The organism is Devosia epidermidihirudinis (assembly GCF_000971295.1).
Lineage (GTDB): Bacteria > Pseudomonadota > Alphaproteobacteria > Rhizobiales > Devosiaceae > Devosia > Devosia epidermidihirudinis.
Genome location: NZ_LANJ01000011.1, coordinates 723,828 through 741,089, shown reverse-complemented (window position 1 = coordinate 741,089; position 17,262 = coordinate 723,828). Strand labels below are relative to the sequence as shown.

The 17,262-nt window shown below is 61.8% G+C and carries 15 protein-coding genes; 13 read left to right on the top strand and 2 right to left on the bottom strand.

Annotated elements, in window-relative coordinates; translation table 11 throughout:
- Nucleotides 1-134: 134 nt before the first annotated feature.
- From WH87_RS06710 to WH87_RS06650, 13 genes are all read left to right on the top strand, one after another.
- Nucleotides 135-404, top strand: coding sequence for a hypothetical protein (locus WH87_RS06710; RefSeq protein ID WP_156458132.1), 270 nt, complete (start codon nucleotides 135-137; stop codon nucleotides 402-404).
- Between the two features lie 21 nt (nucleotides 405-425).
- Nucleotides 426-1,085: a response regulator transcription factor gene (locus tag WH87_RS06705; protein ID WP_046137965.1), complete on the top strand. Its 660-nt coding sequence runs from the start codon at nucleotides 426-428 to the stop codon at nucleotides 1,083-1,085.
- A gap of 21 nt (nucleotides 1,086-1,106) precedes the next feature.
- Nucleotides 1,107-2,474, top strand: coding sequence for a sensor histidine kinase (locus WH87_RS06700; RefSeq protein WP_046137966.1), 1,368 nt, complete (start codon nucleotides 1,107-1,109; stop codon nucleotides 2,472-2,474).
- Between the two features lie 55 nt (nucleotides 2,475-2,529).
- Nucleotides 2,530-3,006, top strand: coding sequence for an RT0821/Lpp0805 family surface protein (locus WH87_RS18910; RefSeq protein WP_052726254.1), 477 nt, complete (start codon nucleotides 2,530-2,532; stop codon nucleotides 3,004-3,006).
- A gap of 91 nt (nucleotides 3,007-3,097) precedes the next feature.
- Complete coding sequence (locus WH87_RS06690; RefSeq protein WP_046137967.1) at nucleotides 3,098-4,315, top strand: hypothetical protein; 1,218 nt, start codon at nucleotides 3,098-3,100, stop codon at nucleotides 4,313-4,315.
- A 198-nt stretch (nucleotides 4,316-4,513) separates the two neighbouring features.
- Entirely contained in the window at nucleotides 4,514-5,596 is a 1,083-nt protein-coding gene (gene ccmI / locus WH87_RS06685) for a c-type cytochrome biogenesis protein CcmI (RefSeq protein WP_046137968.1), read from the top strand.
- Complete coding sequence (ccmE, locus tag WH87_RS06680; protein ID WP_046137969.1) at nucleotides 5,593-6,066, top strand: cytochrome c maturation protein CcmE; 474 nt, start codon at nucleotides 5,593-5,595, stop codon at nucleotides 6,064-6,066. Before ccmI ends, ccmE begins: the two co-directional genes overlap by 4 nt.
- Nucleotides 6,063-8,036, top strand: a complete 1,974-nt coding sequence (locus WH87_RS06675; RefSeq protein ID WP_046137970.1) for a heme lyase CcmF/NrfE family subunit — start codon at nucleotides 6,063-6,065, stop codon at nucleotides 8,034-8,036. Before ccmE ends, WH87_RS06675 begins: the two co-directional genes overlap by 4 nt.
- Nucleotides 8,033-8,497, top strand: a complete 465-nt coding sequence (locus WH87_RS06670) for a cytochrome c-type biogenesis protein (protein WP_046137971.1) — start codon at nucleotides 8,033-8,035, stop codon at nucleotides 8,495-8,497. The genes WH87_RS06675 and WH87_RS06670 overlap by 4 nt, the downstream gene beginning before the upstream one ends.
- Nucleotides 8,498-8,646: 149 nt before the next feature.
- Nucleotides 8,647-10,200: a Do family serine endopeptidase gene (locus tag WH87_RS06665; RefSeq protein WP_046137972.1), complete on the top strand. Its 1,554-nt coding sequence runs from the start codon at nucleotides 8,647-8,649 to the stop codon at nucleotides 10,198-10,200.
- 64 nt (nucleotides 10,201-10,264) lie between these two features.
- Nucleotides 10,265-10,936 (top strand): response regulator transcription factor, encoded by a 672-nt coding sequence (locus tag WH87_RS06660; RefSeq protein WP_046137973.1) that lies wholly within the window; start codon nucleotides 10,265-10,267, stop codon nucleotides 10,934-10,936.
- A gap of 3 nt (nucleotides 10,937-10,939) precedes the next feature.
- Nucleotides 10,940-12,367 (top strand): sensor histidine kinase, encoded by a 1,428-nt coding sequence (locus tag WH87_RS06655; RefSeq protein ID WP_046137974.1) that lies wholly within the window; start codon nucleotides 10,940-10,942, stop codon nucleotides 12,365-12,367.
- Between the two features lie 46 nt (nucleotides 12,368-12,413).
- Entirely contained in the window at nucleotides 12,414-15,296 is a 2,883-nt protein-coding gene (locus WH87_RS06650; RefSeq protein ID WP_046137975.1) for a bifunctional [glutamine synthetase] adenylyltransferase/[glutamine synthetase]-adenylyl-L-tyrosine phosphorylase, read from the top strand.
- Here the strand turns inward: WH87_RS06650 and WH87_RS19760 are convergent.
- Together WH87_RS19760 and WH87_RS06645 are read right to left on the bottom strand one after the other, a co-directional pair.
- Entirely contained in the window at nucleotides 15,293-15,466 is a 174-nt protein-coding gene (locus WH87_RS19760; protein WP_197410744.1) for a hypothetical protein, read from the bottom strand. The two genes, WH87_RS06650 and WH87_RS19760, sit on opposite strands and share 4 nt — an antisense overlap.
- Nucleotides 15,463-17,118 carry a sensor histidine kinase gene (locus WH87_RS06645; RefSeq protein ID WP_197410739.1) on the bottom strand — a complete coding sequence of 552 codons (1,656 nt, stop codon included), beginning with the start codon at nucleotides 17,116-17,118 and terminating at the stop codon, nucleotides 15,463-15,465. Before WH87_RS06645 ends, WH87_RS19760 begins: the two co-directional genes overlap by 4 nt.
- Nucleotides 17,119-17,262: the final 144 nt, after the last annotated feature.

The following is a 17,262-nucleotide window of genomic DNA, read 5'->3' as shown; positions in this document are numbered from 1 at the left end:
ACCCGCAGCGTTTGCGGGCCATATGGGGCGGGAATGCCGCGGTTTTGCCATAAACACCCAATGTTTTTGACTTGGCCGCCGCATTCATGTCCCATTCAGCAACCCCGCCCTAAGTTGCTCTCATGAAAAATCCCATGTCCAAATTACTGGTTCCCATCGTCCTTGCGCTTGGCCTGGTTTCCGCTGGCGCGGCCAATGCTGCGTGCCTGGACAAGGCCGCCATCAACCAGGCCGTGGCCTCTGGCCAGATCAAGTCTTTGGCGACTGTCCTTGCCGAAGCAGGGGTCGATGGCAGCGCCACTGTGACCAATGCCGAAGTGTGCGAACAGGGCGGCCTGGTGTGGAAGGTCGGGGTTGTCATGCAAGATGGCACTGCTCAAAACATGACTTTGAGTGCACAATAGCGCCATTGCGGGGGCCTGCTCATGCGAATTCTGGTTGTTGAAGACGACACCAATCTCAACCGTCAGCTCAAGGACGCCCTGACTGAAGCGGGTTATGCCGTGGACGTGGCGTTCGATGGCGAGGAAGGGCACTTCCTCGGCGACACCGAACCCTATGACGCCATCGTGCTCGATATCGGTCTGCCGCAAATGGACGGCCTGAGTGTGCTCGAGGAATGGCGCCGCAACGGCAAGACCATGCCCGTGCTGCTGCTGACCGCCCGCGACCGGTGGAGCGACAAGGTGCAGGGCATCGATGCCGGCGCTGATGATTACGTCGCCAAGCCCTTCCATATGGAAGAAGTGTTGGCGCGCATTCGTGCGCTTGTGCGCCGTGCGGCTGGGCTGGCGTCCAACGAGATCGTCGCTGGCTCCGTGCGGCTTGATGCGCGCTCGGGCAAGGTGACTGTCGGCGGGCAGTCAGTGAAGCTGACCAGCCACGAATTGCGGCTGCTGAGCTACCTGATGCACCACAAGGGCAAGGTCATTTCGCGGACTGAACTGACCGAGCATCTCTACGATCAGGACTTCGACCGCGACAGCAACACCATCGAGGTGTTTGTTGGTCGCCTGCGCAAGAAGCTGCCGGATGACAGCATCCAGACCGTGCGCGGCCTCGGCTACCAGATCGCGGAGGACTAGGCGCTGTCTGAAGCGAACGGCATGCGCAAAGGCTCCATCGCAGCATCCCTGTTCTGGCTGTCGGCCGGCTGGCTCGTGCTGGCGCTGGTGGCGACGGGCTTTTTGCTGACGGACCTCTATTCCCGTGCGCTGGACAACTCCCTGTCGGAAACCCTGCAGTTTCACGTCGAAAGCCTCGCAGGTGCGGTGCTGAAAACCGGCGATCCGATGAGCGAGGAAATCACGCTCACCGACCCACGCTTTGGGCGTCCGCGTTCGGGCTGGTACTGGGCGATCTACGACGCCGATGGCAAGCTCTATAACCTCTCAACCTCGCTGGTCGGTATCGACCTGCCGCCGTTGAGCGGCGTGCCGGACCAATTTGGTCGGCGCACAGCCGTGTTGGACGATGATTTCGGCACCCAAATGCGCGTGGTGGAGCGCACAGTGACCGTGGCTCCGAACACTTATCAGATCGTCGTCACCGGCAATCTCAGCGAAATCCTGATGCTGGTGGGCAATTTCCGCGGGCAGGCGTTTATCGTGCTGGGCGCGGTTGGTGTCATGCTGGCCATCATGAGCGCCATCGTCGCTCGCTTTGCTATGCGGCCAATAGCGCGGCTCAGCGCGGCTATTGAAAGCGTGCGCGAGGGTGAAAGCGTATCCGTGACAGGCACGTACCCAAGAGAAATTGCGCCACTCGCCGAAGAGGTCAACGAGCTGCTGCGCTCGAACGCCCAGATCATCGAGCGGGCCCGCAACCAGGTGGGCAATCTGGCCCATGGCCTTAAGACCCCGATCGCTGTGCTGCGCAATGAAGCCGGTTCGTCCAAGGGCGCGCTGGCCGATGTGGTGCTGAGCGAGAGCGAGAAGATGAGCTCGATGGTGTCGACCTATCTCGACCGCGCCCGCTTGGCGGCCCGCACGGCGGTGGTCGGCAAAAGGACTGACGCCAATATGGTCATGGCGCGACTGTCCCGCGTGATGGACAAAATTCACGGAGATGTCTCCGTCACTTTCCATCAGCCGGATGCGCTGTTGCCCTGGTTCAGGGGTGATGAGGCGGACCTTGAGGAAATGGCCGGCAATCTGCTCGACAATGCCTGCAAGTGGTCAAATGGGCATGTGGACGTGCGCCTGTCGAGCGATCGCGGCGACACTGGAACAATGCTGCTGATCCGCATTGACGACAATGGACCGGGCCTGAGCGAAGACGACGCGCAGAAAGTGTTGCGTCGCGGTGTCAGACTAGACGAGAAAACGCCCGGCAGCGGCTTGGGGCTCGATATCGTCAAGGAACTGGTGGATGTGTATGGTGGCAGTCTGGCTTTGAAGCGTTCGGCGCTCGGAGGATTGCTGGTGGAACTTCGTTTGCCCACGGCCCGGCTAGGGGGCATGGCCAAGAGTTGACGCAGTTTTGCCGCAATAAAAAAACATGAACCCAAGTTCACCAAGAGATCAACACATGAACCGTTTTGCCCTCCTCGCTACTCCGCTGCTGGCTCTGACGCTGGCTGCTTGCACCACCACGAGCAATACTCCAGTCGTTGTGCAGGCTCCTGTCGTCGCAACGCCCGTGATCTCGACGCCGCTGATCGCCACGCCTGCGCAGACCACCCAGCAGGCCCTGCTGACCACCAGCGTCGCCAACGGCTTCGTTGATCCAGCGGCTCTGTCGGTGATGACGTCGCGCGATTCGGCTGAAGCCAACAGCGCACAGTTCTATGCCCTGCAGTTTGGCCGTCCCGGTGCACCGCGCCAGTGGGCGGGCGACAAGGGCACGACCGGCACCGTGTCCGTTGGGCCATATGTGCGCGTGAACAACCTCGATTGCCGCGATTTCACCCACACGGTGAAGGCTGGTGGCAAGGACTATGTCCGCAAGGGCACCGCCTGCCGCGAGCAGAACGGCAACTGGACCGTGGAACAGGGCGCAGCCTGATTGTTGCCTAATCTTGCCCACGATTGAGTGAGATTGTTTACCTACGGGCATTAGGGTTTGGGGAGTAGTTCTTCCCAAACCGCTCGTTTGAATGCCCAACGCTGCAAATCGTCCTCATACGACCACCTCGACCGCCGCACATACCGCCTCTCGCGGTGCGATGCATGCTGTGCCCTTTGCCGGTCTTCTCGAGCCCGTCATAGTCGACGCCCCGGTTCTTTATCCATTTGCCGGCTCGCTGGAGCGCTCGCACACCGAGCTCGGCTGGCGTTGGGTGACACGCGACCTGTGCCCGGACTTGATCCCAGAAAGCGAATTGTCCAGCGGGCAATTTGGCAAGGCCGATCTCGAGGCCGTCATGCCGCAGGTTTTGCAGCGCATGAAGGAGGCTCTTGCCGCAGCTGACGAGGACTTTGATGCGCGGCGACGCCTGCGCGCCATGCTCGGCAATGATGAAGCACGCGCGGCGCTCCCCACAATACTTGCAGCTCTCCGGGCCCGGGCCCTTTTGCCCAAGGCGCAGGCCTTTGGTCGGGCCACCAACACCATCACCGACGATCAGGCACTCGGCGTTGCCCTGCAATCCATGCCGCTGAATGATCCGGCGCTGGCGGCATTGTTGTTCCATGCCGCCATGTCGCAGATCGCCAACCCCAGCCGCATCGCTACAGCCATTCTCAAGCTTGCGGGCAATGGTACGGAAGCCAATGTCGAGCGCGCGGGCTTTGCCCCCATCGTTGATGCCATGCTCGCGCATGCGCAGAACCAGTTGCACGTGCTGCAGCCCATGGGTCCATTCGCCGATATCGATCTGACGTGCCGCGGGCTCGAGCGCTATCATCGATTGGTGCGGGCGCTGACCGGCCATATCGAGTTTTCGCGCAATAGCCGGTGGAGCACTGTGCTCGCTACCATCACCAAGAAGGTGTCCGAACGCATCGAACCGCGCCTGCGTGATGTGGTTGCCGACGTCAATCAATCTCTCCGCCACGCGCGGGAAGGGGTGGCGGATCGCCTCGACGACGACCGCCTGCTGGCCGCTCTGAATGGCACCTATTTGCTGGCAACCATCCGCGACTGCCGCGACTCGCTGGCGCTGAACGCCACGTTCGATCAGGCCTGGAGCCAAACCGGGCAGGCGCTCGAAATGCATCTGCGGCGCAATCTGGACCTGATCCGCAAGGATCCGGGCGACGCAATCACTGGCGCGCGGCTGGATGCCGGCATCAAAATGGCCGAAGTACGCTTCAACTCCGAATATGCCGACACCTTGCGGCGTGCCCGCGCCGCTGCCGAGCGCCGTATCTAAGCCGGACCATGGGCGAATAGACCGCAGCCAACAGCTCAGTTACCGTCTGCATTGCGGTTCAGGGGCTCCGAACACATTTGCCTGTGAGCCTGTGGCAATGAGTCCGTCTCACAGCGACGTGTTTCGGTGGTGTTTCGCCGCATTCTGCTTATAGGTAACAACCTCTTGCCGCGAGCCGGCGTCAAGCTCCCAAGGTCCATGCTGTTCTGGTCTATAGCCATCGCCGTTACCGCCATTGCCTGCGCTGCAATTTACTATGCAGCCGCTGGACGTTCGGCCATCGCAACCCCTGCCGTTCCGGAGGATAACACTGGCGATTTTCGCGTGGTGCTTGCCGGAATCGATGCCGACCTCGCTTCCGGGAAGCTGGGCGAGGCAGAGGCGACTGCCGCCAAGGCAGAGCTTGCCCGCGAAGTTATTCGCCTCAAGGCCGATTCTGCCAAAGCCAAGCCCAGCAATGGGGAATTGGGGCAGGGTGCTTTGTTTGCCGGTCTGGGCGGCGTCGCGGTGCTGTCGCTGGGTGTCTATTTCTTCCTTGGGCAGCCCAATATGCCGAGCCTGCCGCTGGCAGAGCGTTCGGAAGTTGCTGCGCAGTCGATCAATCTTGACGATGCCATTGCCCGGATCGAGCAGCAGCTTGCTGCCAACCCCGACGATCTGCGTGGCTGGACGGTCATTGCGCCGGCGTATCGCGAGCTTGGCCGTTATGCCGACGCCGCTCATGCCTTCCAGCGCATCATCGAGTTGGGTGGCGCAACACCCGACCTGCAAACCAATGAGGCCGAAGCGCTGTTGCTGGCCGCCGATGGGGCAGGGTCTCCTGCCGCGATGGATCTGCTGCGTGCCGCCGCCGAGAGCGATCCGACCCACGTGCTGTCCCGCCTCTATCTGGCGGCTGAACTGACCCGTACCGGCAAATACCCTGAAGCGATTGCCGCCTGGGAGGCCGCCATCAAGCTGTCCAACGGCAATGAGCCCTGGCTCAGCGCCGCGCAGAGCGGTCTGCAGGCCGCCCAGAATGATGGCGTTGTGCCAAATGCCGTCGATGACGAAATGATCCAGCAGATGGTCACGGGCCTTGCTAAGCGTCTTTCGGCGAGTGGCGGCACCATTGAAGAATGGACCCAGCTTGTGCGAGCCTATCTGGTGCTCGGCGATCGCGAGCGAGCTCAGGCCGCTGTCTATGACGCACTTGCCGCTTACCCGCTGACCTTTGACCGGGGCGATCTCGACGCCGTGGCGCTGGGTGCGGGCCTTGATCTGGATGGAGCCAAGCCATGACGATGCCCGCCGCTGTTCGCAAAAAAGGTTGGTCGCGCAAGCAGAAGCGCCTCGCGATCATTGCTGGTCTTGGCGTGGTGCTTGCGTTGGCGACAACGCTGGTGCTGGTCGCGCTGCGCGATCAGATCGTGTTTTTCTATTCGCCATCCGAGATCGTCTCGCGCCAGGTGCCCGTTGGGCAGGCCATTCGCCTCGGTGGTATCGTCAAAGAGGATAGCTGGGTGCGCACCGGCGAAACGAACGATTTCGTAGTGACCGATGGCGCGCGCGACGTGCCCGCCCGGTTCATCGGCATTCTGCCGGATCTGTTCAGTGAAGGGCAGGGCGTTGTTGCCGAAGGCAGCATGGGCGTTGATGGCCTGTTCACCGCCAGCAACGTGCTCGCCAAGCATGACGAGAATTACATGCCCAAGGAAGTCGTCAACGCACTCAAGGCGAGCGGCGAATGGCGTCCGGAGGATGCACAGTGAGCATCGAGCTCGGCCACTTCGCCCTTATTCTAGCATTTGCCATTGCCACCATCTCAACGATTGGCGGCTATGCCTTCTGGCGCAGCGGTAATCGCATTGCGCTGGTGCTGAGCCAGGGCGCTATTCTGCAGTTCATTCTGGTCGCGGTGGCGTTCGCTGCACTGATCCAGGCCTTTGTGACCTCGGATTTCTCGCTGCTGCTCGCGGTGAACAATTCCCATTCGCTCAAGCCACTGATCTTCAAAATATCCGGTGTTTGGGGCAATCACGAGGGCTCAATGGTCCTCTGGATCACCATTCTCGTGGCGTTCGGTGCCATGGTTGCGGCCTTCGGTCGTCGCCTGCCCAGCGATCTGCTGACACTGGTGCTGGCGACGCAGAGCCTGCTGACGGCGGCGTTCGCGGGGTTTACCCTGTTCACGTCCAACCCGTTTGCGCGCGTGTTTCCCGCGCCGCTTGAGGGCAAGGACCTCAATCCGATCCTGCAGGACATTGGCCTGGCCATTCACCCGCCGCTGCTATACGCGGGCTATGTTGGCTTCTCGATTTGCTTCTCCTTTGCGATCGCTGCGCTGATTTCCGGCCGCATCGATCAGGCATGGGCGCGCTGGGTCCGTCCATGGACCATGCTGAGCTGGACCTTCCTGACCCTCGGCATCGCCATGGGCTCCTACTGGGCCTATTACGAGCTTGGCTGGGGCGGCTGGTGGTTCTGGGACCCGGTAGAGAACGCCAGCTTCATGCCCTGGCTGGCCGGCACTGCGCTGCTCCATTCGGCGCTGGTGATGGAAAAGCGCAATGCGCTCAAGATCTGGACCGTTTTCCTGTCCATCATCACCTTCAGCCTGTCGCTGCTGGGCACGTTCCTCGTCCGCTCGGGCATTCTGACGTCGGTGCATACCTTCGCCAGCGATCCAACGCGTGGCATGGTGATCCTGTCGCTGCTGGCGCTGGTGATCGGTGGGGCCTTCTTCCTGTTCGCCCTGCGCGCCGCATCCTTGCGGCAGGGCGGCCTGTTCGCGCCGGTCAGCCGCGAAGGTGCGTTGATCCTCAATAATCTGTTCCTCGCCACCGCTGTTGGTGCGGTGCTGGTTGGTACGCTCTATCCGCTGGTGCTTGATGCGCTAGTTGGCACCACGATTTCCGTGGGCGCGCCGTTCTTCAATCTTACCTTTGGCGCGCTGATGGCGCCGCTGCTGCTGGTGCTGCCGTTTGGGCCGATGCTGGCGTGGAAGCGTGCCGATATCGTCAGCGCTGCGCAGCGTCTGATTGGTGCGGCGGCTTTGGCCGTGTTCCTCGCCATCCTGATTTCGGCGCTTGGTGGCGTCTCGATCTCGCTGGCGCCAATCGGTCTGCTGCTCGGCTTCTGGGTTGCCTTTGGTGCTATTGCCGAGTTGGTTGAGCGCAGCCGTCTCGGCCGTATTCCGCTGGGCGAAAGCATGCGCCGTCTGATCGGTCTGCCGCGTACCGCGTGGTCCACGGCCATCGCCCACTTCGGTATCGGCGTGACGGTGCTCGGCATCGTGGCGACGACCGCCTGGGAAACCGAGCTGGTCACGACGCTGAACCCCGGCGAGTCGGCGGAACTGTCGGGCTACACCGTCAAGTTCGACAGCTTCGATCAGGTGCCAGGTCCAAACTATATCGCCGACGAAGGGCGCTTCACCATCGTTGCGCCGGGTGGCAGCACGCGCAAGACCATCGCCGATCGCCGCACCTATGTGGCCAGCGGCATCCCAACAACTGAAGCCGCTATTGAAACCTACGGCTTCTCGCAGGTCTATCTACAGCTCGGCGAACCGCTGGAAAACACCCATGTGGTGCGTATCTGGCACAAGCCTTACATCACGCTGATCTGGCTCGGCACCATTCTGATGGCGCTGGCAGGTGTACTCTCGCTCACGGATCGCAAACAGCGTATCGGCGCGCCACGCCGTGCTGCTCGCCCCGTCGCGGAGCCAGCCGAATGAACTGGCTCCGGGGCATCCTCATCGCGCTGACAATTCTGGTCGCCGTGCCATCGTTGGCGGTCAGTCCGGACGAGATCCTTTCCGATCCAGTCCTCGAGCAGCGCGCTCGGGATATTTCGACCGGACTGCGCTGCCTCGTCTGCCAGAACCAGTCTATCGATGACAGCGACGCCGATCTGGCCAAGGATTTGCGCGTGCTGGTGCGCGAGCGTCTGGTGGCTGGTGACAGCGACGACGCAGTGCGCCAGTTCCTCGTTGATCGTTATGGCGAATACGTGCTGCTCAATCCTCGCGTGAACAACCACACGCTGCTGCTGTGGATTGCGGCGCCTGTTCTACTTATCGGTGGTCTGCTAACCTTGTGGGTCACCAACCGTCGCCGTCGTGTTGTGATGGAACCCGGCCTCAGCGCCGAAGAACAATCGGCGCTCGATAGCCTGCGGGACGAGCCCAAACTCTGATGGAAAGCGGCGGAATGGTGTTGCTGTTCTGCCCCATTCTCGCCAGCAACATTGCCAAGGTTTAATGTTGGCGCAACGTCTTAGAAAGATGGTGCGTTCCATAACCATAGCACAAGCTGTTGAGGGCTTGCCGAAGGAGATCAGTTTCCATGCGCCCGACTATTCTTACGCGTACCCGCCGCCTGCTTGGGGCATCCGCTCTGGCACTGCTGGTCGGCATCGGCGGTGTGAGCACCGCGTTCGTCTTCACTGGGCAGGCTGCCAACGCACAGGTGCAGCATGCCGCGCAGATCGTCGTGCCGCAGGCAGCCCAGCCTCAGGCCGGGTTTGGCGATCTCGTTCAGGCGGTAAAGCCTGCTGTGGTGTCCATCCTCGTCGAAGCCACGGAAAGCGCGGCGCAAACCACCCCCCGTCGTCCCGGCGGTAGCGGTCGTGGCGGCAATGGTGGCCAGTTCAACTTCAACTTCCCAGATCTGCCACCGGATCACCCGTTCAGCGATTTCTTCAATCAGTTCGGCCAGGGCCCTCAGGGCGGTGGTCAGGACGCACCCAAGCCACGTCAGTACATGGCTGCGGGTTCGGGTTTCCTGATTTCGGCTGACGGCTACATCGTCACCAACAACCACGTTGTGCAGGACGCCACCAAGGTGACCGTCGTGTTCGACGATGGCACCGAAGATGTCGCAACCATCGTCGGCACCGATCAGCGCACTGACCTTGCCGTGCTCAAAATCGACGCGAAGGATCTGCCTTTCGTCAGCTTTGAAGACACCCCTAGCCGTGTTGGCGATTGGGTCGTGGCCATCGGCAATCCATTCGGTCTTGGCGGCACTGTGACGGCCGGCGTTATCTCCGGCACGGGCCGTAATATCGGCGGTTCGAGCTATGGTGACTTCCTGCAGATCGACGCTGCCGTGAATACCGGTAACTCCGGCGGCCCAGCCTTCAACATCAAGGGCGAAGTCGTCGGCGTGAACACCGCCATCTACTCGCCAAATGGCGGTAACGTCGGCATCGCCTTCGCCATCCCAGCGTCGACGGTGAAGACCATTGTCAGCCAGTTGATCGAAAAGGGTTCGGTGACCCGTGGTTTCCTGGGTGTTTCGATCCAGGACGTGACGCGCGACATCGCTGACGGCGTTGGCCTCAAGGCCGCCAAGGGCGCCATCGTTCGCGAGCCCACGCCAGATGGTCCTGCGGGCCCAGCCGGTGTGAAGTCTGGTGATATCATCACCGCCGTTGATGGCACTGCCATCGCCGACGCGCTTGATTTGAGCCGGACCATTGCCGGCAAGGCCCCTGACTCCACTGTCGAGCTGACGATCTGGCGCGATGGTGCCGAGATCAAGCTGCCGGTGAAGCTCCAGGTTCTGAGTGCCGAAGAAGCCGCTGCTCCTGACCAGAAGGCTCCTGTTCCACCAGCCCCGGTTCCAACTGAATCCAGCGTTGGCCTGACCCTCGTGCCAAACTCGGACGGCTCGGGCGGACTGCTGATCCAAAACGTTGACCCGGATTCGCAGGCTGCACAGAAGGGTCTCGCTGTTGGCGACGCCATTCTGGAAGTCAACAACACGCAGGTGTCCAGCCTCGACCAGTTCGAAGCTGCTATCTCGGCAGTGAAGGCCAAGGGCCTCAACACCGCCCTGATCAAGGCCAGCCGCGATGGTGAAGCCCGCTTCATCGGCTTGCCCCTGAGCAACTGATGCAATCCCGGCCCCAGAGTTCGCTTCGGGGCCGGATTTCCCTCAATAAGCCGGGAGCGTCGCGGTGAAGATATTGCTGATCGAAGATGATCGAGAGGCCGCGAGCTATCTGATCCAGGCGCTCGACGAAGCCGGGCACATTACCCACCACGCCGCAGACGGCGAAACGGGATATGCCATGGCGTCAGGCATGGACTACGACGTGCTGATCGTCGATCGCATGCTGCCCCGCCGTGATGGCCTTTCCATCGTTGAATCCCTTCGCGCCGAAGACGACAAGACTCCCGTGCTGATCCTTTCCGCCCTTGGCGAAGTTGATGATCGCGTGACGGGTTTGCGCGCTGGCGGCGACGATTATCTCACCAAGCCCTATGCCTTCACCGAGCTGCTCGCTCGCGTCGAAGTTCTCGCCCGCCGCTCCAGCCCATCAGAGGCCGCCACGAGCTACGAGGTCGCGGGCCTGTCGCTGGACCGCCTCTCGCGCAAAGTCGAGCGCGACGGCGAGACCATTCTGTTGCAGCCGCGCGAGTTTCGGTTGCTCGAATACCTAATGAAGAATGCCGGCAAGGTGGTCACCCGCACCATGCTGCTCGAGAATGTCTGGGATTATCACTTTGATCCCCAGACCAACGTCATCGACGTGCACATGTCCCGGCTGCGGTCCAAGATCGACAAGGGGCACGCCAGCCCGCTGCTGCATACCGTTCGTGGCGCTGGCTACATGATCCGCGAGTAAACTGTGCATCGCTTTGCCCAAATCTGGCGCACTTCAACGGTCAGGCTGACGGGAACGTTCATCCTGATCTTTTGCCTGTTCGCCATTCTGTTGTTGGGCTTTATCACCTGGCAGTCCAGCGTTCAGATCCAGCGTCAGCAGGCGACGGATATTGATCGCGACGTCGCTGCATTCATGACCATCCTGGATACGCAGGGTGTTCGCGCACTGGCCTTTGCCGTGCAGCGCATCTCGCGCCAGCCAGGGCCGGGCGTCTATTACCTCGGCGATGTTTCCGGGCAGTATCTTCTCGGCAATGTCAGCGATATTCCTCCCGACGTGTTGATCGACCCCGGTGTGTATTCTTTCGATTACGAGCGGGCGACGCCTGAGGATGGCGGGCCGCAGATAGAGTTTCCATTGGGCCGTAAGGACAAGATGGGGACGGGGGTTGCAGTGGTCCGCTCCGTGGTGCTGGACAATGGCATGCGCCTTGTTGTGGGTCGCGACGTGGTGGAACGCCGGGGTTACTCGGCCATCATTGTGCAGAGTTTCCTTGTCGGCGTCGTCGGCATCATCCTCTTTTCAGTTGTTGCCGGCGGTGTGACGGCGCGGCGCGTGCTGAAGCGCATCGACACCATTCGCGACACCTCCACCAAGATCATGCAGGGCAATCTCTCCGAGCGCGTGCCCATCACCAAGCGCAATGATGAGTTCGACGGCCTCGCCACCAACCTCAACGCGATGCTCGATCGCATCGAGCAGCTCCTGCAGGGGCTGAAAGAGGTGACCGACAATGTCGCGCATGATCTCAAGACTCCATTGACCCGCCTGCGCAATCAGGCGGAGGGAGCGCTGCGCGATGGCTCCAGCGATGAAGCCCGCCAGCTCGCACTCGAAACCACCATTGCCGAGAGCGATCGCCTGATTCAGACATTCAATGCCCTCCTGATGATCGCTCGCGCCGAAGCGGGGGCGCCATCGGGTGCGCTGACCGATGTCGACGTGAGTGCAGTCGTCGCCGACGTCGCCGAGCTTTATGGACCAGTCGCCGAGGACGAAGGCATACTGGTCGAGACCGCCATCGCCGAGGGTGTGCATCTGCGTGCCAACCGCGAGCTGATCGGTCAGGCCATGGTGAACCTGCTCGAAAATGCCGTGAAATACGCCAAGCCCGCCGATGGCGAAGGGCAAGGCAAGATTGCCGTGAGCCTGCGCAGGCAGGATGGGAGGGTCGTAATTGAAGTGGCCGACAATGGCCCCGGCATTCCCGAAGCAGATCGCAAGCGCGTTTTGGAGCGCTTTGTGCGGCTTGAGAAGAGCCGTTCGGAGTCTGGTTCGGGCCTCGGCCTGTCTCTGGTCGATGCGGTGATGCGGTTACATGGTGGCACCTTCCGCATCGAAGACAATGCCCCCGGCGTCCGCGCCGTGATCGATCTTCCTGACGCCTGATACGTCCCAACTTGCCCGTTTGCTTGGGCCAAGCTATCCCTCATTCATGTCCAGCTCACTCCGCCCGCTTCCCGCCATCGCCCATCCCCGCTTCGACGCCTGGCTCGCTGAGCTTTCAGGATCGGTGAGCGCTCCAATCCGCGATGCGGCTGGCGCGCTGGGACCGCTCCTTGAGAGTGCGCCATATCTGTTGGCGCTCGCGCAGGAAAACGCAGAGTGGTTCGCGGATGCGCTGACGAATGGGCCGGATAATGCATTCGCAGGCGTCCTGGCTGAGGTGACGGCGGCAGGCGTCTCGGCCAGCGACGAGGATGTGCTTTCACCGGTCCTGCGCATTGGCAAAGGACGCACGGCGCTGCTAGCGGCCGTTGCTGAAACAGGCGGCCTCTGGACAACGGCGCAATCGACCGCCGCGCTCTCTGACCTCGCTGATGCTGCCCTAGACGCGGCGCTGAACTTGCTGATGCGACAGGCCGCGGACAAGGGCCAACTCGCCATTCCCGCCGATCAGGCCACGGCGCAGAACTCCGGCCTTGCGCTGTTTGCCCTCGGCAAGCATGGCGGCCAGGAGCTCAACTATTCATCCGACATCGACATCGTGGCCTTTTTTGACCCCCAAAAGGGCGTTCTGGCCGATCCGATGGAAGCCACCAAGACCTATTCGCGTATCGTCCAGAAGCTGGTTGGCCTGATGGAAGATCGTCGCGCGCATGGCTATGTGTTCCGCACGGACCTGCGTTTGCGTCCCGACCCCGGTTCGACCCCCGTGGCCATCTCGTTCGATGCGGCGCTGGCATACTATGAATCGCGTGGCCAGAACTGGGAGCGCGCCGCCTGGATCAAGGCCCGCGCCTGCGCTGGTGACACTGCCGTTGGCGCGGCTTTCCTCAAGGAGCTGGCGCCCTATGTCTGGCGCAAGCACCTCGATTTTGCGACCATCGCCGATATTCAGGCCATGAAACGCCAGATCAATATCGCCAAGAACGTGGGCGATATTCGCGTGGAGGGCCACAACGTCAAACTCGGACGCGGCGGCATCCGCGAGATCGAGTTTTTCACCCAGACCCAGCAATTGATTGCCGGTGGTCGCGACAAGGCTCTCCGGGTCAAGCCGACCACGCACGCGCTGGCCGCGCTTGCCGCTTCGAACTGGATCACCCCAAAAGCCGCCAACGAGCTGACGGAAACCTATTGGTATCTCCGTGCAGTCGAAAACCGCCTGCAGATGCTGCGCGACGAGCAGACGCACGTCATGCCCGCCACGGCTGACGAAGTTGCCGTGATCGGTCGCCTCATGGGGCAGCCCGACCTTGCACTGTTCGAGGCCGACTACCGCGCCGCGCTGGAACGCGTGGTTGGGTATTACTCCGAGCTGTTCACAGAGGGCGAAACGCTTGGCAGCGGCGAGGGCAACCTGGTCTTTACCGGTAGCGATGATGACCCGGAAACCATGGAGACGTTGTCTACCATGGGGTTCGGCAATCCCTCCAAGGTCATCGAGACGGTCCGTAAGTGGCACTATGGCAGTTATGCCGCCACGCGAGCCTCTGCAGCCCGTGCGCATTTGACCGAACTGCTCCCGGCACTCCTGGCGACGCTGTCGAGCGCCGGGAATGCCGATGAGGCGATGGCCCGGTTTGACGATTTCCTGTCTCGCCTTCCGACCGGCGTGCAGCTGTTTGCGCTGCTGCGCAATCATCCGAACTTGCGGACGCTGCTGGTGCAATTGCTCGCATCCGCCCCACGCATGGCAGAAGCGGTCATTCATCGCGCCCACGTTATGGATGGCCTGATCGACCCGGCCTTTGCCAATGATGTGACCCATCGCGAGGTGCTGGTCGGCAAGGTCGATGCCTTCCTTGCCGATGCTGGTTCCTACGAGGAGATCATCGATCGCGCCCGCATCATTGGGCAGGAGCAGAAGTTCCTGATTGCGGCTGGATTGTTATCCGGCACGGTGAGCGCCAACGGAGCAGGGGAGCAGTTTACGGCCCTCGCCGAAACGCTGCTCAATCGCTTGTTCGGCAGCGTCCGCGTCGAGTTTGAGCGCCGTCATGGCGTTATCGCAGGTGGCCGCGTGGCGCTGCTGGCCTTTGGCAAGATGGCGAGCCGTGAGATGACGGTGACGTCAGACCTCGATTTCATCCTGCTCTACGATGCGCCGGACGCGGAGTCCGACGGCGATAAGCCCCTGACCACCAATCACTACTACACCCGCCTGACGCAGCGCCTCGTGGCCGCCATTACCGCGCCGACGGGTGAGGGCGTGCTCTACGAAGCCGATATGCGCCTGCGTCCCTCGGGCAATGCCGGGCCGCTGGCGACCAGCATCACGGGCTTCAGTGCCTATCATCGTGACAATGCCTGGACCTGGGAACACCTTGCTCTCAGCCGTGGCCGCGTCATCGCGGCGGATGGCAGCTTCGGTGACGACGTTGATCGCGCGATTGCGGAGGTCATGTCTCGTCCTCGTGATGCGGTCAAAACCATCGAGGACGTGGTCTCCATGCGCGCTCTCATGGCCAAGGAACGCCCAGCGCGCCATCAGTTTGATCTCAAGCTGGCCGAGGGTGGCCTGGTGGATCTGGAGTTCATCGCCCAATCTGCCCAACTGGTTGCCGGCGCCACGGTGGCCCTGCCACAGGCGTCAACGGCGCACGTTCTCGCGCGACTGGGCGAAACCGGGCTGGTGCCAGAAGGCGCGCGGCTGGTTGAAATCCACGAGGTCTATTCGACCGTGTTGCAGGTGATGAGTTCGGCGCTGGTCAACCCGTTCAAGGATGAAGCCTGGACGGCGGCGTTCAAGGAATTGCTGGCCGGGCTGACGCACTACCCGGACTTTGGCCGATTGGAGCTTGATCTTGCATCGATGCGCGCCGAAGTCAGTGCTGCCGCTAGTCGGTGGTACGTGAAGGCGCGGAAGCTCTAGACTTTGCCACGGGACGGTGCGGCGATGCCGCGCCGTTCAAGTTCACGCAGAACGCTATCGGGAATGCTGCGGCAGGCACATGCTTTGGCATGTTCAATATGCCAGCTGACGCGCTGATCCAGCGTGGCGTTTGGCGGCATGGGATGGGCCTCATGCCATTCCTTGTTCATTCTGCGGCCTGCAGGGTCGCTTCATTGTCCAGCGGCAGGGAGATGGCAACCGTAGTCCCCAGCGCTGGGCTGGAATCGATGGCCATATGTCCGCCGCTGAGTTCAGCGATTGCGCGGGAGATGGAGATGCCGAGGCCGGGGCCCACACCTTCTCGGGTGAAGGTCGCATCGCCGAGAGCGAAGGGTTGGGAGAGGCTCGCGAGGCGCTCTTCGTTCATGCCCACACCGGTATCGGTGACTTCGATAACGACGCCGTCGCGCGCAGCGAACGCCGCCAAGGTCACGCGTCCGCCGCTGGGCGTAAAGCGTAGCGAGTTGTCGACGATATTGGCGACCATGCGTTGCAGGCCAAGGCCGTCGCCCATGACGACGGCGCCGCAAGGCTCACCAATTGCAAAGGTCACGCCTGCGCGCTTGGCTTGTGCACCAAAGCGGCGAACCTGGCCTTCGATCAGCTCGTCCACGGCGACAGGGTCATTGCGCAGCGTCTTCTGGCCGTTTTCGAATTCCGCCAGATCGAGAATGGTCGCGAACGATGCCAGCAGGTGCTCGCCCGAGGTTTTGATGGACTGCACGTAGTCGTTGTAGCGTGCATCGCCGAGCGGGCCATAGGTCTGGTGGCGCATCAACTCGGCAAAGCCGATGATGTGGTTCAGCGGCGTGCGAATGTCATGGCTGAGATGGGCGAGGAAGTTGGTTTTGGCCTTGCTGGCCGCTTCTGCCTTGAGCTTTTCCTCGTGGTAGCGCCGAGCCAGCAGGCGCTGTTCACCGCGAATGGCGTCGAGCAGCATGTCCGTCTTCTTGCGCTCGGTGACGTCGCTCACCAGCGTCATGAAAGCGCCGTCACCAAGAGGGCGCTGATCGATCAACAGGCACGAGCCGTCTTCGCGATGCAGCTCCAGAATCTTGTTATTGCCGTCTTCGCTGAGCAGCTTCATGTAGCCGCCCTGGATGAGCTTCTTGACGGCGTCGTGGTAGGTCGTAGTGGTGCCCGCCAGGTTCAGGCGATCGCGATATTGCTCGTTGCTGATGATCAGCTGGCCGGTTTCGGTCCAGCAGGCGACACCGAGCGGAATAGCGGCGGCCATGGTCTGGAAGTTGTGGCGCTGCACCATGTCGGGCATGCCGGAGCGCTTGCGGCGCCAGGTCAATAGGGTCACAAGGCCCGCAAGCGCCAGAGCGCCCGCGCCACGCTGGGCGATGCCCGAGATCGTGCTGCCCTCTGCGGCCTCCAGAGCGAGTGCGCCGTGGTCGCCAGCGGGGATGATTTGTCCAAGCAGTGGAGTGGGGGCGGCAGTGTTTGAGGAAACAAGGCTCGCCTTGCTGATCGCGCCGTAACGCTCGTTGGTCTTGCCGAGCAACGCATTGGCGGCTTCGGGCGCCAGAGTGGAAATCTCGTTAGCCAGTGCGTTGCCAATGATCGCCAGTTCGTGGCGGGCGTCGTCCAGCGTGCGGGCGGTGTCGTAGATGATGAACAGCGTGGCGGCCAGCACCGAAGTCAGCGCCACAGCGGTCGTGATGGGGGAGAGGAGGGTGTGCAGATGCAATGCGCCAGACGCTCTGGTTCCGCTTTTCGGGTGGCGTTTGCTCGCCTGTCCCATGCCCGCGCCGAATCCGTTGGCGCCGGCGCCGGATGCCTCCGCCGACCGCATAAAAATCTCCGTCATGTGAGGTGTTTAGCCCCGCCCGATTTGCCCTTAACGAACAATGAATCAGACGAGGTCTTGTTGTCCAGACCCCCAAATGGGGTGGCATCAAGCGGCTCGGAAATTCGCGAGTCGCTTGAATCACTTAGC